Here is a 20,345-nt window from a genome sequence, read left to right on the forward strand (position 1 = left end):
ATCATTACTTTTAATATCTATTACAACCCTGTTGAATACCTAGTAATAAAGAATTTTTAACCTAATCTTTTACTTATTAAAATCTATGAACATTTTTATTCTATCGGTTAGTGAACAGATTTATTCTACTAAGCGAATTTATGATGAAGCCATTAGCCGTGGGCATGATGTTAGTATTATAAATCACACTCAATGTTCTATTAAATTAAGTGGGGGGAAACGACAAATTATTTATGAAGGTGAAGATATTATTGATGAACCAGATGTAATTATTCCAAGAATTGGAGCATCAGTTACAAGTCATGGAGCTGCTGTAGTAAAAGAGTTTGAAATGAATGGAGTTTTTAGTACCGCTCGTTCATTAGGAATTTTAAGAGCTCAAAATAAGCTACGTACCTTACAAATAATGAATAGAAAAAACATTCCAATTCCGGACACTGTTTTTTCTGCAAATACTGAAAATATTAGTGAACAAATTCAATTACTTGGAGGAGCTCCAGTTATCATAAAGTTACAAGAAGGTACTCATGGCATGGGAGTTATCTTAGCCGAAACTGAAAAATCAGCAAAATCTATTATCGATACACTCTATAGTATGAACACTAGTTTTTTATTACAAGAGTTTATTAAAGAAAGTAATAGTGAAGATGTTAGAGCTTTTGTAATAGGTGATAAAGTAACCTCGTCAATGAAACGAAAAGGATTGGAAGATGATTTTCGTTCAAATATTCATAGAGGTGGAAGTGGCTCTAAAGTCGATTTAACTTCAAAAGAAAAAGAAATGGCAATAAGAGCTGCTCATTATTTAGGGCTTCCAGTAGCGGGAGTAGACTTAATAAGATCAAAAAGAGGAGCTTTACTAATAGAAGTTAATTCAACCCCAGGTTTACAAGGAATAGAAGCTTTTACTAAGGTAAATGTAGCTGAAGAAATTATTAAATATTTAGAGAAAAAATGTTCAACGAAGAATTCAAAAACGAAGAAATAATAATTCGTGGTGAAAAAATAGGTTTAGGAGAATCTAAACTCATAAAAATTTCTGTTGACAGACTACCAACAGGTACCTATATAGAGATTCCTGTATATATTTTTAATGGTGAAAAAGTTGGGCCAACAGTTTTACTTCAAGGAGGGTTACATGGCGATGAAACTAATAGTATTGAATTAGTTAGAAGAATGCTAATTGATAAAAGATACAAAATTCATAGAGGTTGCGTAATTGTAGTTCCTTTATTAAATGTTTTTGGCTTTTTAAACCTATCTCGCGACATGCATGGCAAAGATGTAAACCGAAGCTTTCCTGGATCTAATACAGGATCTTTAGCTAGTAGAATGGCACGTTATTTAATGAAAGAGCTTATTAAAAATGTAGATTTTGCTATTGATTATCATACTGGAGGAGCTCAAAGAAGTAATTTTCCTCAAATTCGTTTTACACCGCAAGATGAAAGAGCTTTAGAATTATCTAAAATATTTAATGCGCCACTAATGTTTGGTTCTAAGCTAATCCCGAAATCCTTCAGAAATGAATGTTATAAAAATAACATTCCTGTAATTGTATACGAAGGAGGAGAATCATTACGTTTATGTGAAGATGCTATTCAACAAGGAATTAACGGAACGTTACGTATTTTAAAACACTTTCAAATGATTAATGAAAATGTTGAGATTTCAAAAACCAAACAAAGTATATTTCTTAAAAAAAGAAAATGGATTAGAGCCAAAGTGGCTGGGTTATTTACAGCCAAAGTGGCTAATGGCACTTTTATAAAAAAAGGAGAAACATTAGGACATATTATGGATACTTATGGTGAAACAAATTTTACAGTAAAATCACCAATTAATGGATACATAATTGCCAAAAATAATTTCCCCGTAATTAACATGGGAGATGCATTATTTCATGTAGGAGAGCTTTAAAGTGCTGATTTTATTTGTTTTATTCGTTTTTTTTTAGTTAATTTATAATCCATTTAACTAACAAAAATCAATTATGGAATTAATTATTAGCCTACTCACAGGTGCCCTAGGTGGAAACTTAGCTGGTGCTTTACTAAAAAAATTCTCTATGGGTACTTTATGGAATTCTGTTGTTGGAATTCTAGGAGGCGCATTAGGAAGTCAATTATTAGGAACATTAGGAATTGACTTAGGAGGAATATTAGGAAGCATTGCTGGCGGTGGAGTTGGTGGAGGAGTTCTAATGGTAATCATTGGACTTATTAAAAGTGTTATGGGTAAGTAAAGAAAAAGTAGAATGAAGGGTAAAAAGATGCTATTTAAAGCATCTTTTTTTTTACATTAGTTTGTCATAAAAAGCTAAAAATGATAAAAAGTCAACTAACTTTTTCCAGCTACTTAAAAACTACAATAAAAAGCAAGTTGTTAGAAGCTCTCATACCAGAAATTATATCTTATTTTTCTAAAAAAGAACTTTCAAAGAATGATTTTTTTGTTAAAACTGGTAAGATACCTACTAGTTTTTGCTTTGTTGAAAGTGGTATTTTGCAACATTCAATACTAGTAAACGAGGAAGAAAAAACCACGTACTTTGCTTTAAAGAATACTTGTACAACTTCTTTAAAAAGTTTTTTACAAGAAATACCTTCCAGAAAAAACATAAAGGCTTTAAGTAAGTGTGTATTGTGGGTTATTGAAATTAATGACTTTAAATACCTTTTAAAAAACAATAAAGCTTTCTCCCAATTCTATTTTAACTTAATAGAGAATCAAATTTTTTTAATCGATGATTATCGTATCGATTTACTAACACTTAGTCCAGAAGAACGTTACCAGAAGCTTCTAATTAATGAACCTGATTTATTACAAAAGGTTCCTCTTCGTTATTTAGCTTCTTTTTTAGGGATTTCAACTAGAAATATGAGCAGAATTCGAAAAAACATAAAATAGTGCCATTTGGCTATAAACTATAAAGGTCTTTTTATGTAGTTTTGATTACTACATAACTTCTAAAAAAGAATATAACTCATGAAATATGATCCAATAAATAGCAGTTTATTTATTAATAACAGAAAAAACTTTATGGCACAAATGAAGCCAAATAGTATTGCTGTTTTTAATTCAAACGATATATATCCTGTAAGTGCTGATAGTACTTTACCTTTTGAACAACATAGAGATATTTTTTATTTAAGTGGTGTTGACCAAGAAGAAAGCATACTAGTACTATTTCCTGAATGTCCAAAACCACAATTTAGAGAAATTTTATTTTTACGTGAAACGAATGAACATATTGCTGTTTGGGAAGGTGAAAAATTAACTAAAGAAAAAGCGTATACATCTAGTGGTATAAAAACAGTTTTTTGGCTACAAGACCTAGAAAAAATAATGTTTGAATTAATGAGTTATGCTGAAACTATATACATTAATACTAATGAACATTATAGAGCAAACGTTGAAACTGAAACTAGAGAAGATAGATTTACAAAATGGTTACGTGAAAAATACCCTGCACATTCAGTAGCTAAAAGCAATCCTATTTTACAACGTCTACGTTCTGTAAAAGATAGTATTGAGCTAAACTTAATACAATCAGCTTGTGATATTACAGAAAAAGGATTTAGGCGTGTATTAGGGTTTGTAAAACCTGGTGTTTGGGAATATGAAATTGAAGCAGAATACATTCATGAGTTTGTTAGGAACCGTTCAAAAAAGTTTGCTTATACACCAATTATAGCTTCAGGAAATAACGCCAATGTTCTACATTACATAGAGAACAATCAACAGTGTAAAGCAGGAGATTTAATTTTAATGGACGTAGGTGCTGAGTATGCAAACTATTCATCAGATATGACCAGAACTATTCCTGTTTCTGGACGCTTTTCAGATAGACAAAAAGAAGTATATAACGCTGTGAATAAAGTAAAAAATGAAGCTACAAAAATGTTAGTTCCTGGAACTATTTGGGCTGATTACCATATTGAAGTTGGAAAAATTATGACTTCAGAACTTTTAGGTTTAGGGTTATTAGATAAAGCTGATGTACAAAATGAAGATCCTAATTGGCCTGCATATAAAAAATACTTTATGCATGGAACATCACATCATATGGGATTAGATACTCATGATTATGGATTATTACATGAACCAATGAAAGCAAACATGGTATTTACTGTAGAGCCTGGAATATATTTACCAAAAGAAGGCTTTGGAATTCGTTTAGAAGATGATGTAGTAGTGCAAGAAAATGGAAATCCATTTAATTTGATGAGAAACATTCCTATCGAAGCTGATGAGATTGAAGGATTAATGAATTAAAAAACACAAAAGAATGATAGTTGTAAACAAATGACTATCATTCTTTTTATATAATTACTTATCACTAATTTCCCGTTTTAAAACATTTAGTAATGTATTTATCTATTGACGCTTTTTTTTCTAATATATCAACTGGACTTGGTATAGTCCAACTTTTATTTTTAGTTGGTGGAGGACTTATTTTATTTACATATTCTCGTCTTATTCCTTTTAGGTATATGGGACATGCTATTGCCATCTTAAGAGGTAAATACGACAAACATGACTCTCCTGGAGACTTATCACACTATGAAGCTTTATCATCTGCTATTGCAGCTACCGTAGGAATGGGAAATATAAGTGGTGTAGCCATTGCTATTGCCATGGGTGGTCCTGGAGCAATTTTTTGGATGTGGGTAAGTGCTTTTGTAGGAATGGCTACTAAATTTTTTACTTGTAGTTTAGCTATAATGTACAGGGGTAAAGATGAAGAAGGAAATACAAAAGGTGGGCCTATGTATGTAATTACAGAAGGGCTTGGTAAAAACTGGAAAGGACTTTCTATATTTTTTGCATTAGCAGGGCTTATAGGTACACTTCCTGCATTTCAAGCAAATCAACTTACACAAACATTAGTTGACGTTTTTGAAGTAAACAAAGCCAATGAATTTACTGCTAAGTTAATTTTAGGAATTTCAATAGCAATTATTGTTGCTACTGTTATTTTTGGAGGAATTAAACGTATTGGAAGTGTTGCTGGAAAATTAGTACCTATTATGGTAGTAGTATATTTATTAACAGTACTTACAATTTTAGTGTTAAAAATAGAAGAAGTTCCTTCTATATTTTCATTAATATTTACTGATGCATTCACAGGAAAATCCGTTTTAGGTGGTGCTTTAGGTGCATTAATAATTACAGGAGTAAAAAGAGCAGCTTTTTCAAATGAAGCTGGTTTAGGTACTGCGCCTATGATGCACGGAACTGCTAAAACAAACGAACCCATTAGAGAAGGTTTAGTAGCAATGTTGGGCCCAGCAATTGACACCTTATTAGTATGTACATTAACAGCTTTAGCCATATTAGCTTCAGGAATTTGGAAAGGTTTTGAAGGAGATGGAATTACTATGACCTTAGCCGCTTTTAATGCTGTATTACCTTTTAATTCAGGAAGTATTATTTTAACAGTTTGTGTATTAATTTTTGCGTTTTCAACCTTATTTACCTATTCATTTTATGGATACAGTTGTTTGAGCTACTTGACCAACGCTAAGATTGGAAAATACTATAATTATATTTACATACTAGTTATAATAATAGCATCAGTTATTAAGCTAGATTTCGTAATTAATTTAATGGACAGTGCTTATGCTTTAATGGCAATACCTACCATAATATCAACATTAATATTGGCTCCTAAAGTAAAAAAGGCAGCAACTATTTATTTTCAAAAATTAAAAACTAATTCATTTTAGTTAGCTTTAGTTTTTCAATAATTTCAGCAGATATTAAATTAATTCGTTTTTGAGTTTCTTCAATTTTTTTAGTTAGCTCTGTAGAGTCTTTTGCTATATCTAAAGTAGTATTTGCTGTTTTGAAATACCAATCATTCCATGCAGAAATAATAGCTATTTCAGTATTTAATGAATCTCCTTTTTTAAGTGATATTTCGCTAAGTTTTTGTTCTTGTTGAAGTCTAGAAACAGCCTTGTTTTCAATAGTTTTTAAAATGGATTTTGCTGTAGTATTATTAGCATTCAATAAGGTATACGCTGAAACTAACGAAGTAACTCCAACATTTTTCAAGGTCGTTTTTGATACTTTATCTATTCTATCATTATCTGTATGATAAAACTGATCAGTAAAGTGCCAAAATAGTACACTAGGTATGTTTGCTTTTAAAAAAGGAACATGATCACTTCCTCCTTCAAAGGGATTTGTATTAACAGTCCAATTAGCTCGTTTACCTTGCTCTTTAAATTTATCAATTAAAAAATCATTTAAATAATGAGGTTTCATTTGATCAAGTTTCATTTTAAAACCACCCCATTCTGTATGTTTATCATTACCTCTTGTCCAAATTGCACTTGGGTCAGGCATTTTTTCAATCAGAAAAGTACCTCCAGTTTTTTTAGTGTCTTCACCAACCATGTCTAATGAAATTCCCCATTTAATATCTTTAGCTCTAATACTATCTTCTTTAACATACCTATTGGTTGAAACTATTTCATCACCCCATAAAAAAGTTAATGTTCTATTGGGTTCAAATCTTTTTTCTTCTATTAATTTTGCTGTAAGCGTAGCCATTTCCAAAGCAACTCCAACACCTGTGGCATTATCATTTGCTCCAGGTTCTTGAATGTGTGCACTAAAAACTAAACGTTCTTTAGAAATAACACTTCCTTTGATATCTGCTATTATCGTTAATTCTTCTGATGGATAAATATTAGTTGCTATGGTTACTTTTAAAGAAACTTTTCCTTTTAATAATTTAGCTTTTAATCTTTCTTTAGCTTCATAAGACATAGCAATTCCCCATGACTGTATTTTTTCATTTAACGGAATCGATCTAAACTGAATAGAAGTTGTATTTTTTTCTGGTTGTAAATATTTAGGGTTACTATACGAAATTACACCAACAGCTCCTCCTTTTACAATAGCCTCATTAAAAACCCTGGAAGGACTGGTTTCTACAAAAATAATTTTTCCTTTTACATCAAAAGTTTTGATTGTATTCAAATTTTTTACATAAATAACTTCAGCAACTACACCTTCTTTTGGAGTACTATAGGAATTTAACGCAATCATATTTCTATTAGTACTATGTTGTAGAAGCGGAATGTTTTCACCTTCAATTTCAACTATTGCATTTACAGATTCCCAAGTTGGTTTTTTTAAAGGTCTCTTTTCAATTCTATAGGTTAAAATATCTTTTTTCGTAGCTTTATCTTCATTTACAAACCCTGCTTTTTCTAATTGTTCTGCTATTCTATATACGCTTTTATTAAACCCCGTATTACCAACAACTCTCCAATATTTTTCAACAAAAGAAGTAGTTTCGAAGGCTAAATCACCCGTAAACTCTTTATTTAGAACATCAAAATAATTTGAAGAATTTAAAAGTTGCACTTCTTTTTCTTTCTTACAACTTATAAAAACGAATAGAAAAAGTGTACTTAAAAGTAAATTTTTAAACATAACCATTTTTTTAAAAACAATAAATATATCATTCTTTCTTTATATTTACTCACATAAAGTGATAAATAAACTATGGATCATCTATCATCTATCAACATTATAATTGGAATAGCTTTAATTGTATTTATTGTTTTTAATAAACATAATTTAGGTGAAAACTTATACGCTAAACTAGCCATCATTGGAGTTATCAGTTTTTTCACTTTTTCTGCTATCTCTGATTATATTATCACTGAATATGCCACTATTCGTTATAGTGTATTTACATTTATGGCTGTTGTTTTCTCGCATTTAATAGGTTTTTTTTTATTCCTATTTATCTCGGCAATTACTGGTCAAATTAACCATATTAAAAAGATAATAGTTATTACTATTGGAATTACTATACTAAGATTAATTATCATCTATTCTTTGTTAGAAGAATTCTTTAGGGGATTCAATGTTTTAGGTTCTGAAAAACAAACTGAATCCAGTTTTAAACTCCCTGTAATACTTGCAAATACAGATGAATTTATAATGGCTGCTTACAATTTAACCTTAACTATTATAGCCTATAGAACTTTAAAAAAAGCACCTTTAATTGTCGATTTAAAATCTAGTAAAGTATTGTATTATAAATGGGGAAAGATTATACTAATTTTTTCAATTATTCTGTACTCAATTGTATTTTTAGATACGATACTTTTATCTTTTAACAGAGAGAATTTGCATTATATTTTAATTGGAGAAAAAGTACTGCAATCAATATTTTTTATTTTCTTAAGTGTATCGATGATGTATTTTCCAGTGTTTGCTTATTCTGGTAAGTATGAAGATTTGTCTTCTTTATATAAAGTTGATAAAGAAAAATATCAAGGATCTACTTTAACTGATTCACAAGCTCTTTTTAAAGAAATAGATTTGTTAGTTCGAAATGAGAAATTGTATTTGGATTCTGAATTAAAGATGGATAAAGTTTCTAAAAAACTATCAAGACCAATTCCATACATCTCTCAGGCTATTAATGAGAATACACAAAATAGTTTCCCTGACTATATAAATTCTTTTAGAATAGAGGAAGCCAAAAAGAAATTATTGATAGAAAATCCTGATACTATTTTTTCCATTGCTATAGATATAGGTTTTAACAATAAAACTACTTTTTACAATGCTTTTAAAAAGTATACTAATATGACACCCACTCAATATAAAAAGCACTTTAAAAAAGAATAAGATTCGTAATTTGGTGAGGAAAACAGGTTCTACTTTTATTTCAATTATTTTTAGAATAAACTAGTGTATCATCTTAAGTTTCAATTATTCGATATTCAGATATTAATGTTCCTATAGAGAACTCATTACTTCTTTAAAAATTAAATCAATTTCCTTTTTCTAATGTTTAAAAAATCTTTCTAATCACTTTTATTTACCTCATATTATAAAAACGCACTCTTCAAAACCTGAAATAAAAAGTAAAATGGGTTCATTTTAATTAGTACTTAGTGTGTAGTTAAACATCTTCATTCCGTTGGTTTTTAAAGAGTTTAATGAGTAATTGTTTAAGGTAAACATTTATAAATATGGACTTATTTTTTGAGTTAGTATTTTAAAACTGAACTTTTTTTTTAAGAGGGTTATTTAGTTTTGAATCGAAATAATTTAACATTTTAATTAACCCTTCAGAAATGAAAAAAAACTATTTAAGGGCTTTTGTCCTTTCGTCGGTTCTTTTAGGAACTAGTTATCAAGTACAATCGCAAAACAAAAGAGAAGTAGAATCTATACGTAAAAATTACGATTTAGGGAAACTTCAAAAAATCGAGAAAGCCTATCAGAAAAAAGCTCTATCAAAAAAACAAAGAGCTTTTAAAATAGCCAAACAAAAAGGATGGGATACTACTATCTATAAGAAGGATGGTACATTTATGGAGCTTCAAGAAGTTGTAAATGGGCAACCAATTTACTATACAACTTTTAATGTTGATGCAGCAAAATCAACAAGAACAAACCATTTACATAACGGAGGTTCATTAGGATTAAACTTACTAGGACAAGGAATGAAAGCGTATGTATGGGATGGTGGAGTACCAAACAAAGATCACCAAGAGTATGATGGAGCAGGAGGAAATAACAGAGTATCTGTTGGTGACAGTTCATCTACACTTAACTTCCATGCTGAACACGTAACAGCTACAATTGTAGCCTCTGGTAAAGTAGCAAAAGCAAAAGGGATGGCACCACATGCAACTGCAATAGGAAATGACTGGAATAACGATAAAGCTGAAGCACTTAAGGAGGTTGCAAAAGGAATGCTTGTTTCTAACCACTCTTATGGTTATGGAGCACGACAAATTCCAGATTACTATTTTGGAGCATATATTACAGTTGCTCGTGAATGGGATGAAGTAATGTTTAACGCACCAAATTATTTAATGGTAGTAGCAGCGGGTAATGATGGAGAAGATGATAGTTCTAATGCTAAACCATTAGATGGAAAATCAGCTTATGATAAATTATCAGGACATTCAACAGCTAAGAATAATTTAGTAGTAGCAAATGCACAAGATGCAAATGTTGATACAAGCGGAAAATTAATCTCAGTATCAATTCATAGTTCAAGTAGTGAAGGACCAACGGATGATTTACGTATTAAGCCAGATATTACAGGTAACGGATCAGGAGTATATTCAGCTACTCACTTCCCTAGTTATGATAAAGCAACAGGGCAAAATAAAAGCGATGGCAAAATAACAGATGATTATGTTGATATGACAGGAACATCAATGTCAGCACCAAATGTAACTGGTTCTTTATTATTATTACAACAACATTACAAAAACAAAAACAACGGAAGCTTTATGAAAGCAGCTACCTTAAAAGGATTAGCATTACATACAGCAGACGATGCAGGTTCAAAAGGACCAGATGCAATTTTTGGATGGGGATTATTAAATGCTAAAGCTGCAGCTGAAGTAATTACTAAAAGAGGTAAAGAAACACAAATCAAAGAATTAACATTAGCTTCGGGAAAGACATATACGTTAACTGTTGAGTCTGATGGTAAAAGTCCTTTATTGGCTTCTATATCATGGACAGACAGACCAGGTACTGCTACGGAAAAAGCGAACCAATCAACAGCTGTTTTAGTGAACGATTTAGATTTAAAAATCACTAAAAATGGAACAACTTATAGTCCTTGGAGATTAACAGGAGTAACAACAAACGGAAAAGGAGACAATAAAGTAGATCCTTACGAAAGAGTAGATGTTGTAAATGCATCAGGTACATATACAATTACGGTATCTCATAAAGGAACATTAACAGGTAATAGCCAAAACTATTCTTTAATTGTAACAGGGTTAAAAGGAGCCCCGATTGTTTGTAATGCTACTGTACCAACAAATGTAGTTGCTAATAATATAACAAATACTGAAGCTAAAATTGAATGGTCTGCTGTAGCAGGAGCTAAGTATAATGTGGGGTACCGTAAATCAGGTACTACAAACTGGACAACTAAAGAAGCAACGACAAACAATTATAAAATTGTAGGTTTAACAGCTGAAACTAAATACGATGTTCAAGTACGTAGTAAATGTGCTACTAAGAATTCAGCATATAGTTCAGTAATTAACTTTACAACGAAGGCTGCTCCAGTTAAAGACACTCAAGCACCAACAGCTCCAGCAAGCTTAAAAGCAACTAATATTGAGCAAACTACATTAACATTAAACTGGACAGCTTCAACTGATAATGTTGCTGTAACAGGATACGATGTGTACCAAGGAACTACTAAGTTAGGAATTGCAACAAATACTTCGTATAATGTAACAAGTTTAACAGCAAATACAGCTTATCAATTTTCTGTAAAAGCAAAAGATGCGGCAGGTAATGTTTCTGACAGCAGTAACAAATTAAGTGTAACAACTAAAAAAGATGCGGCTGAAAAAGATACTCAAGCACCTACAGCACCATCTAATTTAGCATCAGCAAAAGTTGAAAAAACAACATTAACTTTAAATTGGACAGCTTCTACAGATAACGTAGCAGTAACAAGTTATGATGTATATCAAGGTACGAATAAAATAGGCACAACAATAGCTACTACTTATAACGTTTCTGGTTTAACAGCAGATACATTTTACGAATTCTCTGTAAAAGCAAAAGATGCAGCAGGTAATATTTCTGACAGTAGTAACGAAATTTTTGAATTTACCAAAGGTGACTGGGGAGATGACTGGGGAGAGTTTTCGATAAACAGTGGTACTTCTTCTGATATTACAGTTTTTCCAAATCCTGCAACTAACTTTTTAAACATTAAAATTCCATCACTATTAAATGCAAAGTATCGTGTTTTAAATGTAACGGGGATAGTAGTTAAATCAGGACAGGCAACTAAAAGTATTAATATATCAAAACTACCTAAAGGAATTTACTTTTTTGAATTTAAAAACAAAAAAGAACACCATATAATAAAATTCATAAAAGAGTAGTTAAACTGATTAATAAGTAGTCCCCCCTTTTTTAATCTAAAATTAAAGCCTCAACTATTAAACAGTTGGGGCTTTATAATTTACTAACTGATATTATTTTATATCATTACTACACTTTATATATCTTCTAAAGTTTTATCGCTTTAAACTGCTTTTTCTTCCTCAGAATTAATAATAAATTTAATTCTTAATGAAATACATTAACTTATTTTATTAGAAAACTCAAAAAAAGTAAATTCCTTAACTTTTTTAAATGTGTTATATTTGACAGGAATGTTAATTTGTTTATTTAAAAAAACAGAGAAGATTTGCATAAAATTGATTAAATAATATGAAAAACAACATCACTAAAGGAATTATTTTTGGCGCACTTCTTTTTTTAATATCAGCTATAATAATTCCATACATAGAAGGAGTAACAATTACTAATCAAATACTTTTACAAGGGTTTCTAATTTATTTTTTATTAGGTAGTACTCTATATATTATAGTATATACTCTTTTAAACAAGCTCAAAAAAAAGTAAAATTCTTAATTTTTCTTGGTCAAAACTTCATCTTCAAAAGAGACTCCCTCAAAACCTGTATTCATAAAATTACGTATGTTTTGATGATCAGTACCATTTGGATTTTCTAATACATCCTTAAAATAATATTGTCCAAAGCAAGCTAAAGTCTCCTCTTTTGTAAATTGTTGTTTCATTCCAAAAGCTAATACTTTACTAGATCCTAAATTTTCAGTTTTACTATTTTGTAAATTTCCATTTGTAAATGCAGATGCATTAAAATTATATAGCGCTTCAATAGTAGAAATCGTTTCTGAAAACACAATTTGAGAAGGTGTGTTTTTTAGTTTTTTTATAAAAGATTCTAAAGTCATTTTGATAGTATAAGTTTTGTTACAAAAAAACAAAAACTACTAGTAGAAAACGAGCAAATAGAAAATTTACACATACTTTTTAGTCTCGTTAAAAATGATGCTTTTATTTTCTAAAATAGAATCGAATACTTTTAACCACCAAATAAAAACTAATAAGTATTATAATTATAGCCCACATCCAATATGTACCAATAGTATTCTCTGCAATAGCTTGTGTGTCTGAGTTTTGAATTTGACCTCCCCTTTTAAACTGTTTCGTAAATAAATAGTTTAATTGAAGGTAACTACTCAAAATAGATTGTAGTCCTAAAAACAGTAATGTTCCAACTTCTATATTTTTGTTTTTCAAAAATGTTATTCCCACAAAAACAATAGCAAAAGCTCCTAATACAATAACTCCCCAATATGATCGAATCCATACCAGTAATGAAAGAATAATCATACCTGTTAATAATCGCAATAATATGGTAGCACTTCTTGCATTTTTTGCTCCAGCTATTAATAGTGCTCCAGCTATTGCCGGACCTAATAAACCACCCATTGCAGTAATAGCCTTTCCTATATTTAAGGGTAAAAACCTGTTAGTTAATGTAAAATACGCTACACCTCCTCCATTTTCATAAATTTCTAAATATTTAAAACTACCTCCAGTACATATTGCAGTAAGTCCATGGCCCATTTCATGAAACCAAGTTCCCAGTAATCTAAAAGGATATTGAATAGTAGTAAAATAGGGCAACTGTAACAATAAAAAAACAATTATGGCCGTAGCTAGTATAATATAATTAAGTTGTTTAGTCATTTTTTAAGAGAGTTTTACTTATAAAGTAATTTTAATATTTTTACTTAAAACGTTTTAAATCGTGTAGTTTCAAATTCCTTTAGGTTAATTCTAAACATTTTCTTTGAAGGAACTCTTTGTAAAGGATCTACTTCATAACCTCCAAGTAAATATAAATAACCCTCCGATAAAAACATCTCACAAGATTCATATAATAAATTAATTTTAAATTCTTTTAAAGAAGAATTCAATGTATTAAAGACATAAACATTTGATTCGCTAAAAATATAAATAAGGTTTCCATTAACTTCAATAGCTGGTTTACTCATTTTATTCGGTAGTCTTTTCTCAACTCTCCACTTTCCAGTTCTTAAATTAAAAGAAGTTATTTTATCTATTTTCTTATTATTATTTCCTCCAATTAGATAAACTTTTTCTTTTATTCTAACACTTTCCGTTTCTTTAGGATCAGGCAATTTACCCAATATTCTCCACTTGTTTTGTTTCGTGTCATAAAGTGTTACATCATTAGAAAACTTTTGTTTTCCACTTTTTAAACGTTTTACAGATCCACCTAATAATATAATTTTATCTCCAAATCTTGAAACTCCTTGATTAACTGCTTTGTGTTTATTTTTTAATGATTTTTCTTTACGTTTAGTAATAAGATTAAAAACTTCAATATTATCCGTTAAGTATTCCCTTTCTTTATTTCTTGATATTTTTTTTCCTCCTATCAAATACACTTTATTCTGTATTAAAACTGCTTTATGATTTGCTTTAGGTTGAGTTTTTGATTTGAGTTTTGACCATCTTTTTGTTTTTATAGTATAGACGTAAATAGTACTACTATACCTTATAAAACTTTTATAAAGAAGAAGACTTTTCATGGGAGTATTTGATTCACTAGCTTCTTTTAAAGCAATAGTAGCTGCATCTTTTAAAATTGATTTGTCTCCTCCAAAAACATAAATCTTACCCTCATACAAAACAGATGCGAAACTATGTATTCCCTTTTCTAGCTCAGGTAGCGTTTCAAAGGTTAATTTTCTTTTCTTTTTATATGAAATTAAGACTTCAGAAAGTTTATTATTTTGTTCAATTAAAAAAATAGTGTCATTTAGTTTTTGACTTAAAACGATTGTTCTATCTAAATATTTAATATGTGAAAAATAAAATTTTCCTGTTTTTAAATTCGGAACGGTAACATTTCCTATACTATCAGAAATAAATACATTGCCTTTGTATTTGACATGAACATTCTTTATGGGTTTCTTTTGAATTGAATCAAAAAGAACTAAAACTCTGTTTTGACTTGACAATAAATAACATTGAAATAGCAATAAGATAAATGGCAATTTTTTCATAAAAAATAAGCATCAAAAATTATACCTAAATATCTAATAAAATATTCTGAAGTAAAAAGTTAAAATCCGTAATTTTGCAACTTCTAAAACAAGAATACAATGTACAGAACGCATACTTGTGGCGAGTTAAGAGCATCGCACATTAATACTGAAGTAACCCTTTCTGGTTGGGTACAAAAATCACGTGATAAAGGATTTATGATTTGGGTAGATTTGCGTGATCGTTACGGAATTACACAGTTAATTTTCGATGAAGAACGTACTTCTAAAGAGTTAATGGAGAAGGCTAAAACTTTAGGTCGTGAGTTTGTAGTACAAGTTACAGGAACAGTAATTGAGCGTCAATCTAAAAATTCAAATATAAATACTGGTGATGTTGAAGTATTAGTTGCTACATTAGAAGTATTAAATGAAGCTAAATTACCTCCTTTTACTATTGAAGATGAAACAGATGGTGGAGAAGATATTAGAATGAAATATCGTTATTTAGATATTCGTCGTAACCCAGTTAAAGACAGCTTAATTTTCCGTTCAAAAGTATCAATGGAAGTTCGTAAGTATTTATCTGACAAAGGATTTATAGATGTTGAAACTCCATATTTAATAAAGTCTACTCCAGAAGGAGCACGCGATTTCTTAGTTCCTTCACGTATGAATGCTGGTCAATTTTACGCTTTACCACAATCACCTCAAACCTTTAAGCAATTGCTAATGGTAGGTGGAATGGATAAATACTTTCAAATAGTAAAGTGTTTTAGAGATGAAGATTTACGTGCTGATCGTCAACCAGAGTTTACACAAATAGACTGTGAAATGGCTTTTGTTGAACAAGAAGATATTTTAGAGATTTTTGAAGGAATGACACGTCATTTACTAAAAGAGATTAATGGTGTTGAGGTTGATAAATTCCCACGAATGTTGTTTGATGATGCAATGCGTTTGTATGGAAACGACAAACCAGACATTCGTTTTGGAATGGAGTTTGGTGAATTAAATAAGGTTGCTCAACATAAAGAATTTAAAGTATTTAATGATGCTGAATTAGTGGTTGGTATTGCCGTTCCTGGTGGAGCATCATACACACGTAAAGAAATTGATAAATTAATTGATTGGGTAAGGCGTCCGCAAGTAGGAGCTTTAGGAATGGTATATGTAAAATGCAACGAGGATGGCTCTTTTAAATCATCTGTAGATAAGTTTTATAACCAAGAAGATTTAGCTAAATGGGCTGAAACTACTGGAGCTAAAGCAGGAGATTTAATCTGTATTTTATCTGGTAATACTACTAAAGTAAGAGCACAATTAAGTGCCTTACGTATGGAAATGGCAGAACGTTTAGGTTTACGTAAACCAAACGAATTTGCACCTTTATGGGTAATTGATTTTCCTTTATTAGAACTAGACGAAGAGACTGGGCATTATCATGCAATGCATCACCCATTTACATCGCCAAAACCAGGTCAGTTAGAAATGTTAGATACTGATCCAGGAGCAGTGAAAGCAAATGCATACGATTTGGTGTTAAATGGAAATGAAATTGGAGGAGGATCTATTCGTATTCACGATAAGGAAACTCAAGCAATTATGTTTAAGCACCTAGGATTTTCTGAAGAAGAAGCTAAAGAACAGTTTGGTTTCTTAATGGATGCTTTTGAATATGGAGCACCTCCACATGGTGGTTTAGCTTTCGGTTTAGATCGTTTGGTTGCTATTTTAGGAGGACAAGAAACTATTCGTGATTTTATTGCTTTTCCAAAAAACAATTCTGGTCGTGATGTAATGATTGATGCACCAGCTACATTGAATGATGAACAGTTAGAAGAGTTAAGTATTAAACTTAATGTAAAAGAATAAATAACTTACATAGCTTAAAATAAAAAACCTGTTCTAAAATTAGAACAGGTTTTTTATTATTATGTATTGATTTAATTTTATACTAAATCAAATCCGATATCTTTTCTATAATTCATCTTTTCAAATGAAATTTCATCAATGCTTGCGTATGATTTTTCTAATGCTTCTTCTATAGAATCTCCAAAAGAAGTAACTGCCATTACACGACCCCCATTAGATACAACCTTTCCGTCTTTTTCAGTTGTTCCTGCATGAAAAACAATAGAATCATTAACAGAATCAAAACCTGTTATTTCTTTTCCTTTTTCATATGCTTCAGGATACCCCCCTGAAACCAACATAACTGTAGTTGCAATTTGATTTGTTACTTCATATGATTTACTCTCTAAAGTTTGATTTGCTACACCTTCAAACAAGTCTACCAAATCAGATTGAATTCTAGGTAACACAACTTCAGTTTCAGGATCTCCCATACGAACATTATATTCAATTACTTGTGGGTTTCCATCTACATTCATTAATCCTATAAAAATAAACCCCCTATAATCTATTCCATCTTTCTGTAACCCAATTACCGTAGGTTTAACCACACGTTCTTCTACTTTTTGCAAGAATGCTTCATCTGCAAAAGGAACTGGAGAGATTGCTCCCATTCCTCCCGTATTTAATCCAGTATCTCCTTCTCCTATACGCTTATAGTCTTTTGCTGAAGGCAATATCTTGTAACTTTTACCATCAGTTAAAACAAAAACAGAAAGCTCAATTCCATCTAAAAATTCTTCTATCACAACTGTTGATGATGCCTCTCCAAACTTTTGATTAGATAACATTTCTTCTAATTCAGTTTTAGCTTCTTCTAACTCATTAAGAATTAAAACACCTTTACCAGCTGCCAACCCATCGGCTTTTAATACAAATGGAGGATTCAATGTTTCTAAAAAAGCAAAACCTTCTTTTAAAGTATCTTTAGTAAATGATTGATATCTTGCAGTAGGAATATTATGTTTTTCCATAAATTGTTTAGAAAAATCTTTACTTCCTTCTAACAAAGCGCCATCTTTTTTAGGTCCAATAACAGGAATTTTTTTCAACTCATTATCTGCTAAGAAAAAATCGTGAACCCCTTCTACTAAAGGTGCTTCAGGCCCAACAACAACCATACTTATTTCGTGTTGTAAAACAGTTTCTTTTACCTTTAAAAAATCTGTAGGGTTAATTGGTAAATTTTTGGCAACTGTAGCTGTACCTGCATTTCCTGGGGCTACATATAAGTTAGTTATCTTATTACTTTCTGAAATTTTTTTAGCAAAGGCATGTTCTCTACCTCCTGAACCTAATATTAAAATATTCATTGTTGTGTGTTGTTATTTTGTAATGCAAATATACTGTGTGTAAATGGGTTGTTTTTAAGTTATTCCCCATTTTTTAAAATATTTTATTGCAGATGATAAATGGTAGAAAAGTAATTTTATTTTTTTTGAAGATCCTTGTTTAAGAATATGATACACTTCTACTTCTGGAAAATACAGTTTCTTTTTGCCTATAAAGTCAATTTTTTTACAAATATCTATGTCTTCCATATATAGAAAATAACGCTCATCAAAACCTTTTATTTGTACAAAATCTTTTGTTTTATATAATTGAAAACAACCTGTTATATATTCAGGATAGAATGGTTTAGATAGGTTTCTATTTCTATATTGCCCTTTTTTAATACGACTAAAAAACAACGGTTTTAACAATCCAAATCGCCTTACTAATAACTCAATAATAGTAGGGTATCTTCTGCATGAAAACTGGTGTTCTCCATTTGGAAACAATACTTTAGGAGCAATCATTGAAACATTAGTATCTATGTTTAATTGAGTTATTAAATTAGGTATAACCTCCTTTTTAAAAACTACATCTGGGTTTAAAATTAAATGATATTTTGAGTAGTCAGTAATAGTCTCAATTATTTGATTATGTCCTTTACCAAAGCCTAGGTTTTTTTTGTTTTCAATGTAAATTATCTCATCATTTTTAAATTCATTTTTAAACAGAGAATTCTTTGTATTGTCTATTAAATATAATTTTTTTGATATAGGAGATGATAAAAAGCTATTAATAGTTTTTTTTAACTCATTAATATCTTCTTTGTATAAAACAATTGAAGCCGATATGATTACTTGTTTTTTCAAATTTCTAATATGCTTTATCTTCTCCTTTAAAAACGTTAAAAACTGTTTGAAATATTATTTTTACATCTAACATAAGTGACCAATTTTCAATATAAAAAATATCAAATCTCACTCTATTTTCAATATCAATTCTATTGGTAATTTCTCCTCTATAACCACTTACTTGTGCTAATCCAGTAATACCTGGCTTAACAGATTTTCTTTTCATATAATTTCTAACCTCTTTAGTAAACTTAAAAGACTGTTCATTCATATGTGGTCGTGGTCCTACAACACTCATTGAGCCGAGTAAAACGTTAAAAAACTGAGGAAATTCATCTAAACTTGTTTTTCTTAAAAATGCTCCAACCTTAGTAATTCTCGTATCATTTTTACTTGTATGAATTTTATCAGCCATACTATTTATACGCATTGACCTAAACTTATAACAAACAAACTCTCCTCCATATAACCCCTCTCTTTTTTGTTTAAAAACCACTGGTCCTTTTGACTCAAACTTTATTAAAATAAATAATAAAGGATATAACCAAGACATTACAAACAAACAAATTAACAATGAAAACACTATATCAAAACTTCTTTTTATTATCCTATTCTCAATCAATTCGAAAGGCATTTTTTTTACCTTTAAAACTACTGTAGAACCTCCATAATATTCAGAAGTCGTATTCTTATTATACAGTTCGTTTGCATTTGGAATTAGTTTTACAACCCTGTTTTTTTTTGTAGCAAACTTTGTTATTTTTTTTACTTGTTTTTCTGTTAATTCAGTTAATGAACAATATATCTCATCTATCTGATTTTTTATAACATACTTCAAGCTACTTTCTATAGTTCCTATATGCTCATTGCTTCCTTGTGATTCATCAGAAAAAAAACCACAATATTCATATCCTAACTCTTTGTCTTTTTTAAATAAATTAATTAATTTTTTAGCTGAGCTATCATATCCTAACACAATTACTTTTCTATAGTTTTTACCATAGGTTCTATATTTTTTTAACAAGAAAATACCTAAGAACTTAAATATAGTTATTGATAAAAAAATAGTAAGTAAAACATTTGCTTGATTGTTTACTATTTCTCCTTCTCTAAAAATTGAAAAATAAGAGAAATACCCTAAAGTAAATATAGATAACTGGATTATTATAAGACTTAAAACCTTAAATAAAGAAGTGAAGCGATATACATTATAAAAACCAGTAAACAAAGAAGATAAAATCCAGAATAAAGAAGCATAGCCTAAAAAATGAATTTGCAAATATTGTTGATCATTAATTAGAAATACCACTAAATTAATGATTAATATATCATTTAGTAGAAATAGAGAATTTATGTATTTTGAGTATCTTTTTCCCAT

At 29.9% G+C, this 20,345-nt stretch carries 16 protein-coding genes; 9 read left to right on the forward strand and 7 right to left on the reverse strand.

What is annotated here, in order from left to right; translation table 11 throughout:
- The first annotated feature begins 85 nt into the window (after positions 1-85).
- The 6 genes from BLV71_RS04755 to BLV71_RS04780 all read left to right on the forward strand — a co-directional run bounded on the left by BLV71_RS04755 (position 86) and on the right by BLV71_RS04780 (position 5,732).
- The gene (locus BLV71_RS04755; protein ID WP_093869441.1) at positions 86-988 is read left to right on the forward strand and encodes an ATP-grasp domain-containing protein; all 903 of its coding nucleotides are present in this window, start codon (positions 86-88) and stop codon (positions 986-988) included.
- Complete coding sequence (locus BLV71_RS04760; protein WP_093869442.1) at positions 955-1,920, forward strand: succinylglutamate desuccinylase/aspartoacylase family protein; 966 nt, start codon at positions 955-957, stop codon at positions 1,918-1,920. Before BLV71_RS04755 ends, BLV71_RS04760 begins: the two co-directional genes overlap by 34 nt.
- A gap of 73 nt (positions 1,921-1,993) precedes the next feature.
- Positions 1,994-2,245: a hypothetical protein gene (locus BLV71_RS04765; protein ID WP_093869443.1), complete on the forward strand. Its 252-nt coding sequence runs from the start codon at positions 1,994-1,996 to the stop codon at positions 2,243-2,245.
- Between the two features lie 80 nt (positions 2,246-2,325).
- Complete coding sequence (locus BLV71_RS04770; protein WP_093869444.1) at positions 2,326-2,910, forward strand: Crp/Fnr family transcriptional regulator; 585 nt, start codon at positions 2,326-2,328, stop codon at positions 2,908-2,910.
- 78 nt (positions 2,911-2,988) lie between these two features.
- Positions 2,989-4,278 carry an aminopeptidase P family protein gene (locus tag BLV71_RS04775; protein ID WP_093869445.1) on the forward strand — a complete coding sequence of 430 codons (1,290 nt, stop codon included), beginning with the start codon at positions 2,989-2,991 and terminating at the stop codon, positions 4,276-4,278.
- Between the two features lie 92 nt (positions 4,279-4,370).
- On the forward strand, positions 4,371-5,732 hold the full coding sequence (locus tag BLV71_RS04780) for an alanine/glycine:cation symporter family protein (RefSeq protein ID WP_143032758.1): 1,362 nt from the start codon (positions 4,371-4,373) through the stop codon (positions 5,730-5,732).
- Here BLV71_RS04780 and BLV71_RS04785 read toward each other — a convergent pair.
- A complete protein-coding gene (locus BLV71_RS04785) occupies positions 5,719-7,455 on the reverse strand; it encodes a M28 family peptidase (protein ID WP_093871959.1) in 1,737 nt (578 codons plus the stop codon). The two genes, BLV71_RS04780 and BLV71_RS04785, sit on opposite strands and share 14 nt — an antisense overlap.
- Before the next feature lie 72 nt (positions 7,456-7,527).
- Between BLV71_RS04785 and BLV71_RS04790 the strand changes: the two genes are divergently transcribed.
- A complete protein-coding gene (locus BLV71_RS04790) occupies positions 7,528-8,667 on the forward strand; it encodes a helix-turn-helix domain-containing protein (RefSeq protein WP_093869446.1) in 1,140 nt (379 codons plus the stop codon).
- Between the two features lie 452 nt (positions 8,668-9,119).
- Positions 9,120-11,924, forward strand: a complete 2,805-nt coding sequence (locus tag BLV71_RS04795) for a fibronectin type III domain-containing protein (RefSeq protein ID WP_093869447.1) — start codon at positions 9,120-9,122, stop codon at positions 11,922-11,924.
- A 531-nt stretch (positions 11,925-12,455) separates the two neighbouring features.
- Here BLV71_RS04795 and BLV71_RS04805 read toward each other — a convergent pair.
- The 3 genes from BLV71_RS04805 to BLV71_RS04815 all read right to left on the reverse strand — a co-directional run bounded on the left by BLV71_RS04805 (position 12,456) and on the right by BLV71_RS04815 (position 14,951).
- The gene (locus BLV71_RS04805) at positions 12,456-12,803 is read right to left on the reverse strand and encodes a HopJ type III effector protein (RefSeq protein WP_093869449.1); all 348 of its coding nucleotides are present in this window, start codon (positions 12,801-12,803) and stop codon (positions 12,456-12,458) included.
- A 103-nt stretch (positions 12,804-12,906) separates the two neighbouring features.
- A complete protein-coding gene (locus tag BLV71_RS04810; RefSeq protein ID WP_093869450.1) occupies positions 12,907-13,605 on the reverse strand; it encodes a M50 family metallopeptidase in 699 nt (232 codons plus the stop codon).
- A gap of 44 nt (positions 13,606-13,649) precedes the next feature.
- Positions 13,650-14,951: a Kelch repeat-containing protein gene (locus BLV71_RS04815; RefSeq protein WP_093869451.1), complete on the reverse strand. Its 1,302-nt coding sequence runs from the start codon at positions 14,949-14,951 to the stop codon at positions 13,650-13,652.
- A gap of 99 nt (positions 14,952-15,050) precedes the next feature.
- Between BLV71_RS04815 and aspS the strand changes: the two genes are divergently transcribed.
- The gene (aspS, locus tag BLV71_RS04820; RefSeq protein ID WP_093869452.1) at positions 15,051-16,805 is read left to right on the forward strand and encodes an aspartate--tRNA ligase; all 1,755 of its coding nucleotides are present in this window, start codon (positions 15,051-15,053) and stop codon (positions 16,803-16,805) included.
- Positions 16,806-16,882: 77 nt separating this feature from the next.
- On the opposite strand, the gene purD is transcribed toward aspS, so the two are convergent.
- From purD to BLV71_RS04835, 3 genes are read right to left on the reverse strand one after another with little or no spacing between them, the layout of a single operon-like run.
- A complete protein-coding gene (gene purD, locus BLV71_RS04825; RefSeq protein WP_093869453.1) occupies positions 16,883-18,157 on the reverse strand; it encodes a phosphoribosylamine--glycine ligase in 1,275 nt (424 codons plus the stop codon).
- A 54-nt stretch (positions 18,158-18,211) separates the two neighbouring features.
- Positions 18,212-18,985, reverse strand: a complete 774-nt coding sequence (locus BLV71_RS04830; protein WP_093869454.1) for a glycosyltransferase — start codon at positions 18,983-18,985, stop codon at positions 18,212-18,214.
- 4 nt (positions 18,986-18,989) lie between these two features.
- A complete protein-coding gene (locus tag BLV71_RS04835) occupies positions 18,990-20,345 on the reverse strand; it encodes an exopolysaccharide biosynthesis polyprenyl glycosylphosphotransferase (protein ID WP_093869455.1) in 1,356 nt (451 codons plus the stop codon).

The organism is Tenacibaculum sp. MAR_2010_89 (assembly GCF_900105985.1).
Taxonomy (GTDB): Bacteria; Bacteroidota; Bacteroidia; order Flavobacteriales; family Flavobacteriaceae; genus Polaribacter; species Polaribacter halocynthiae.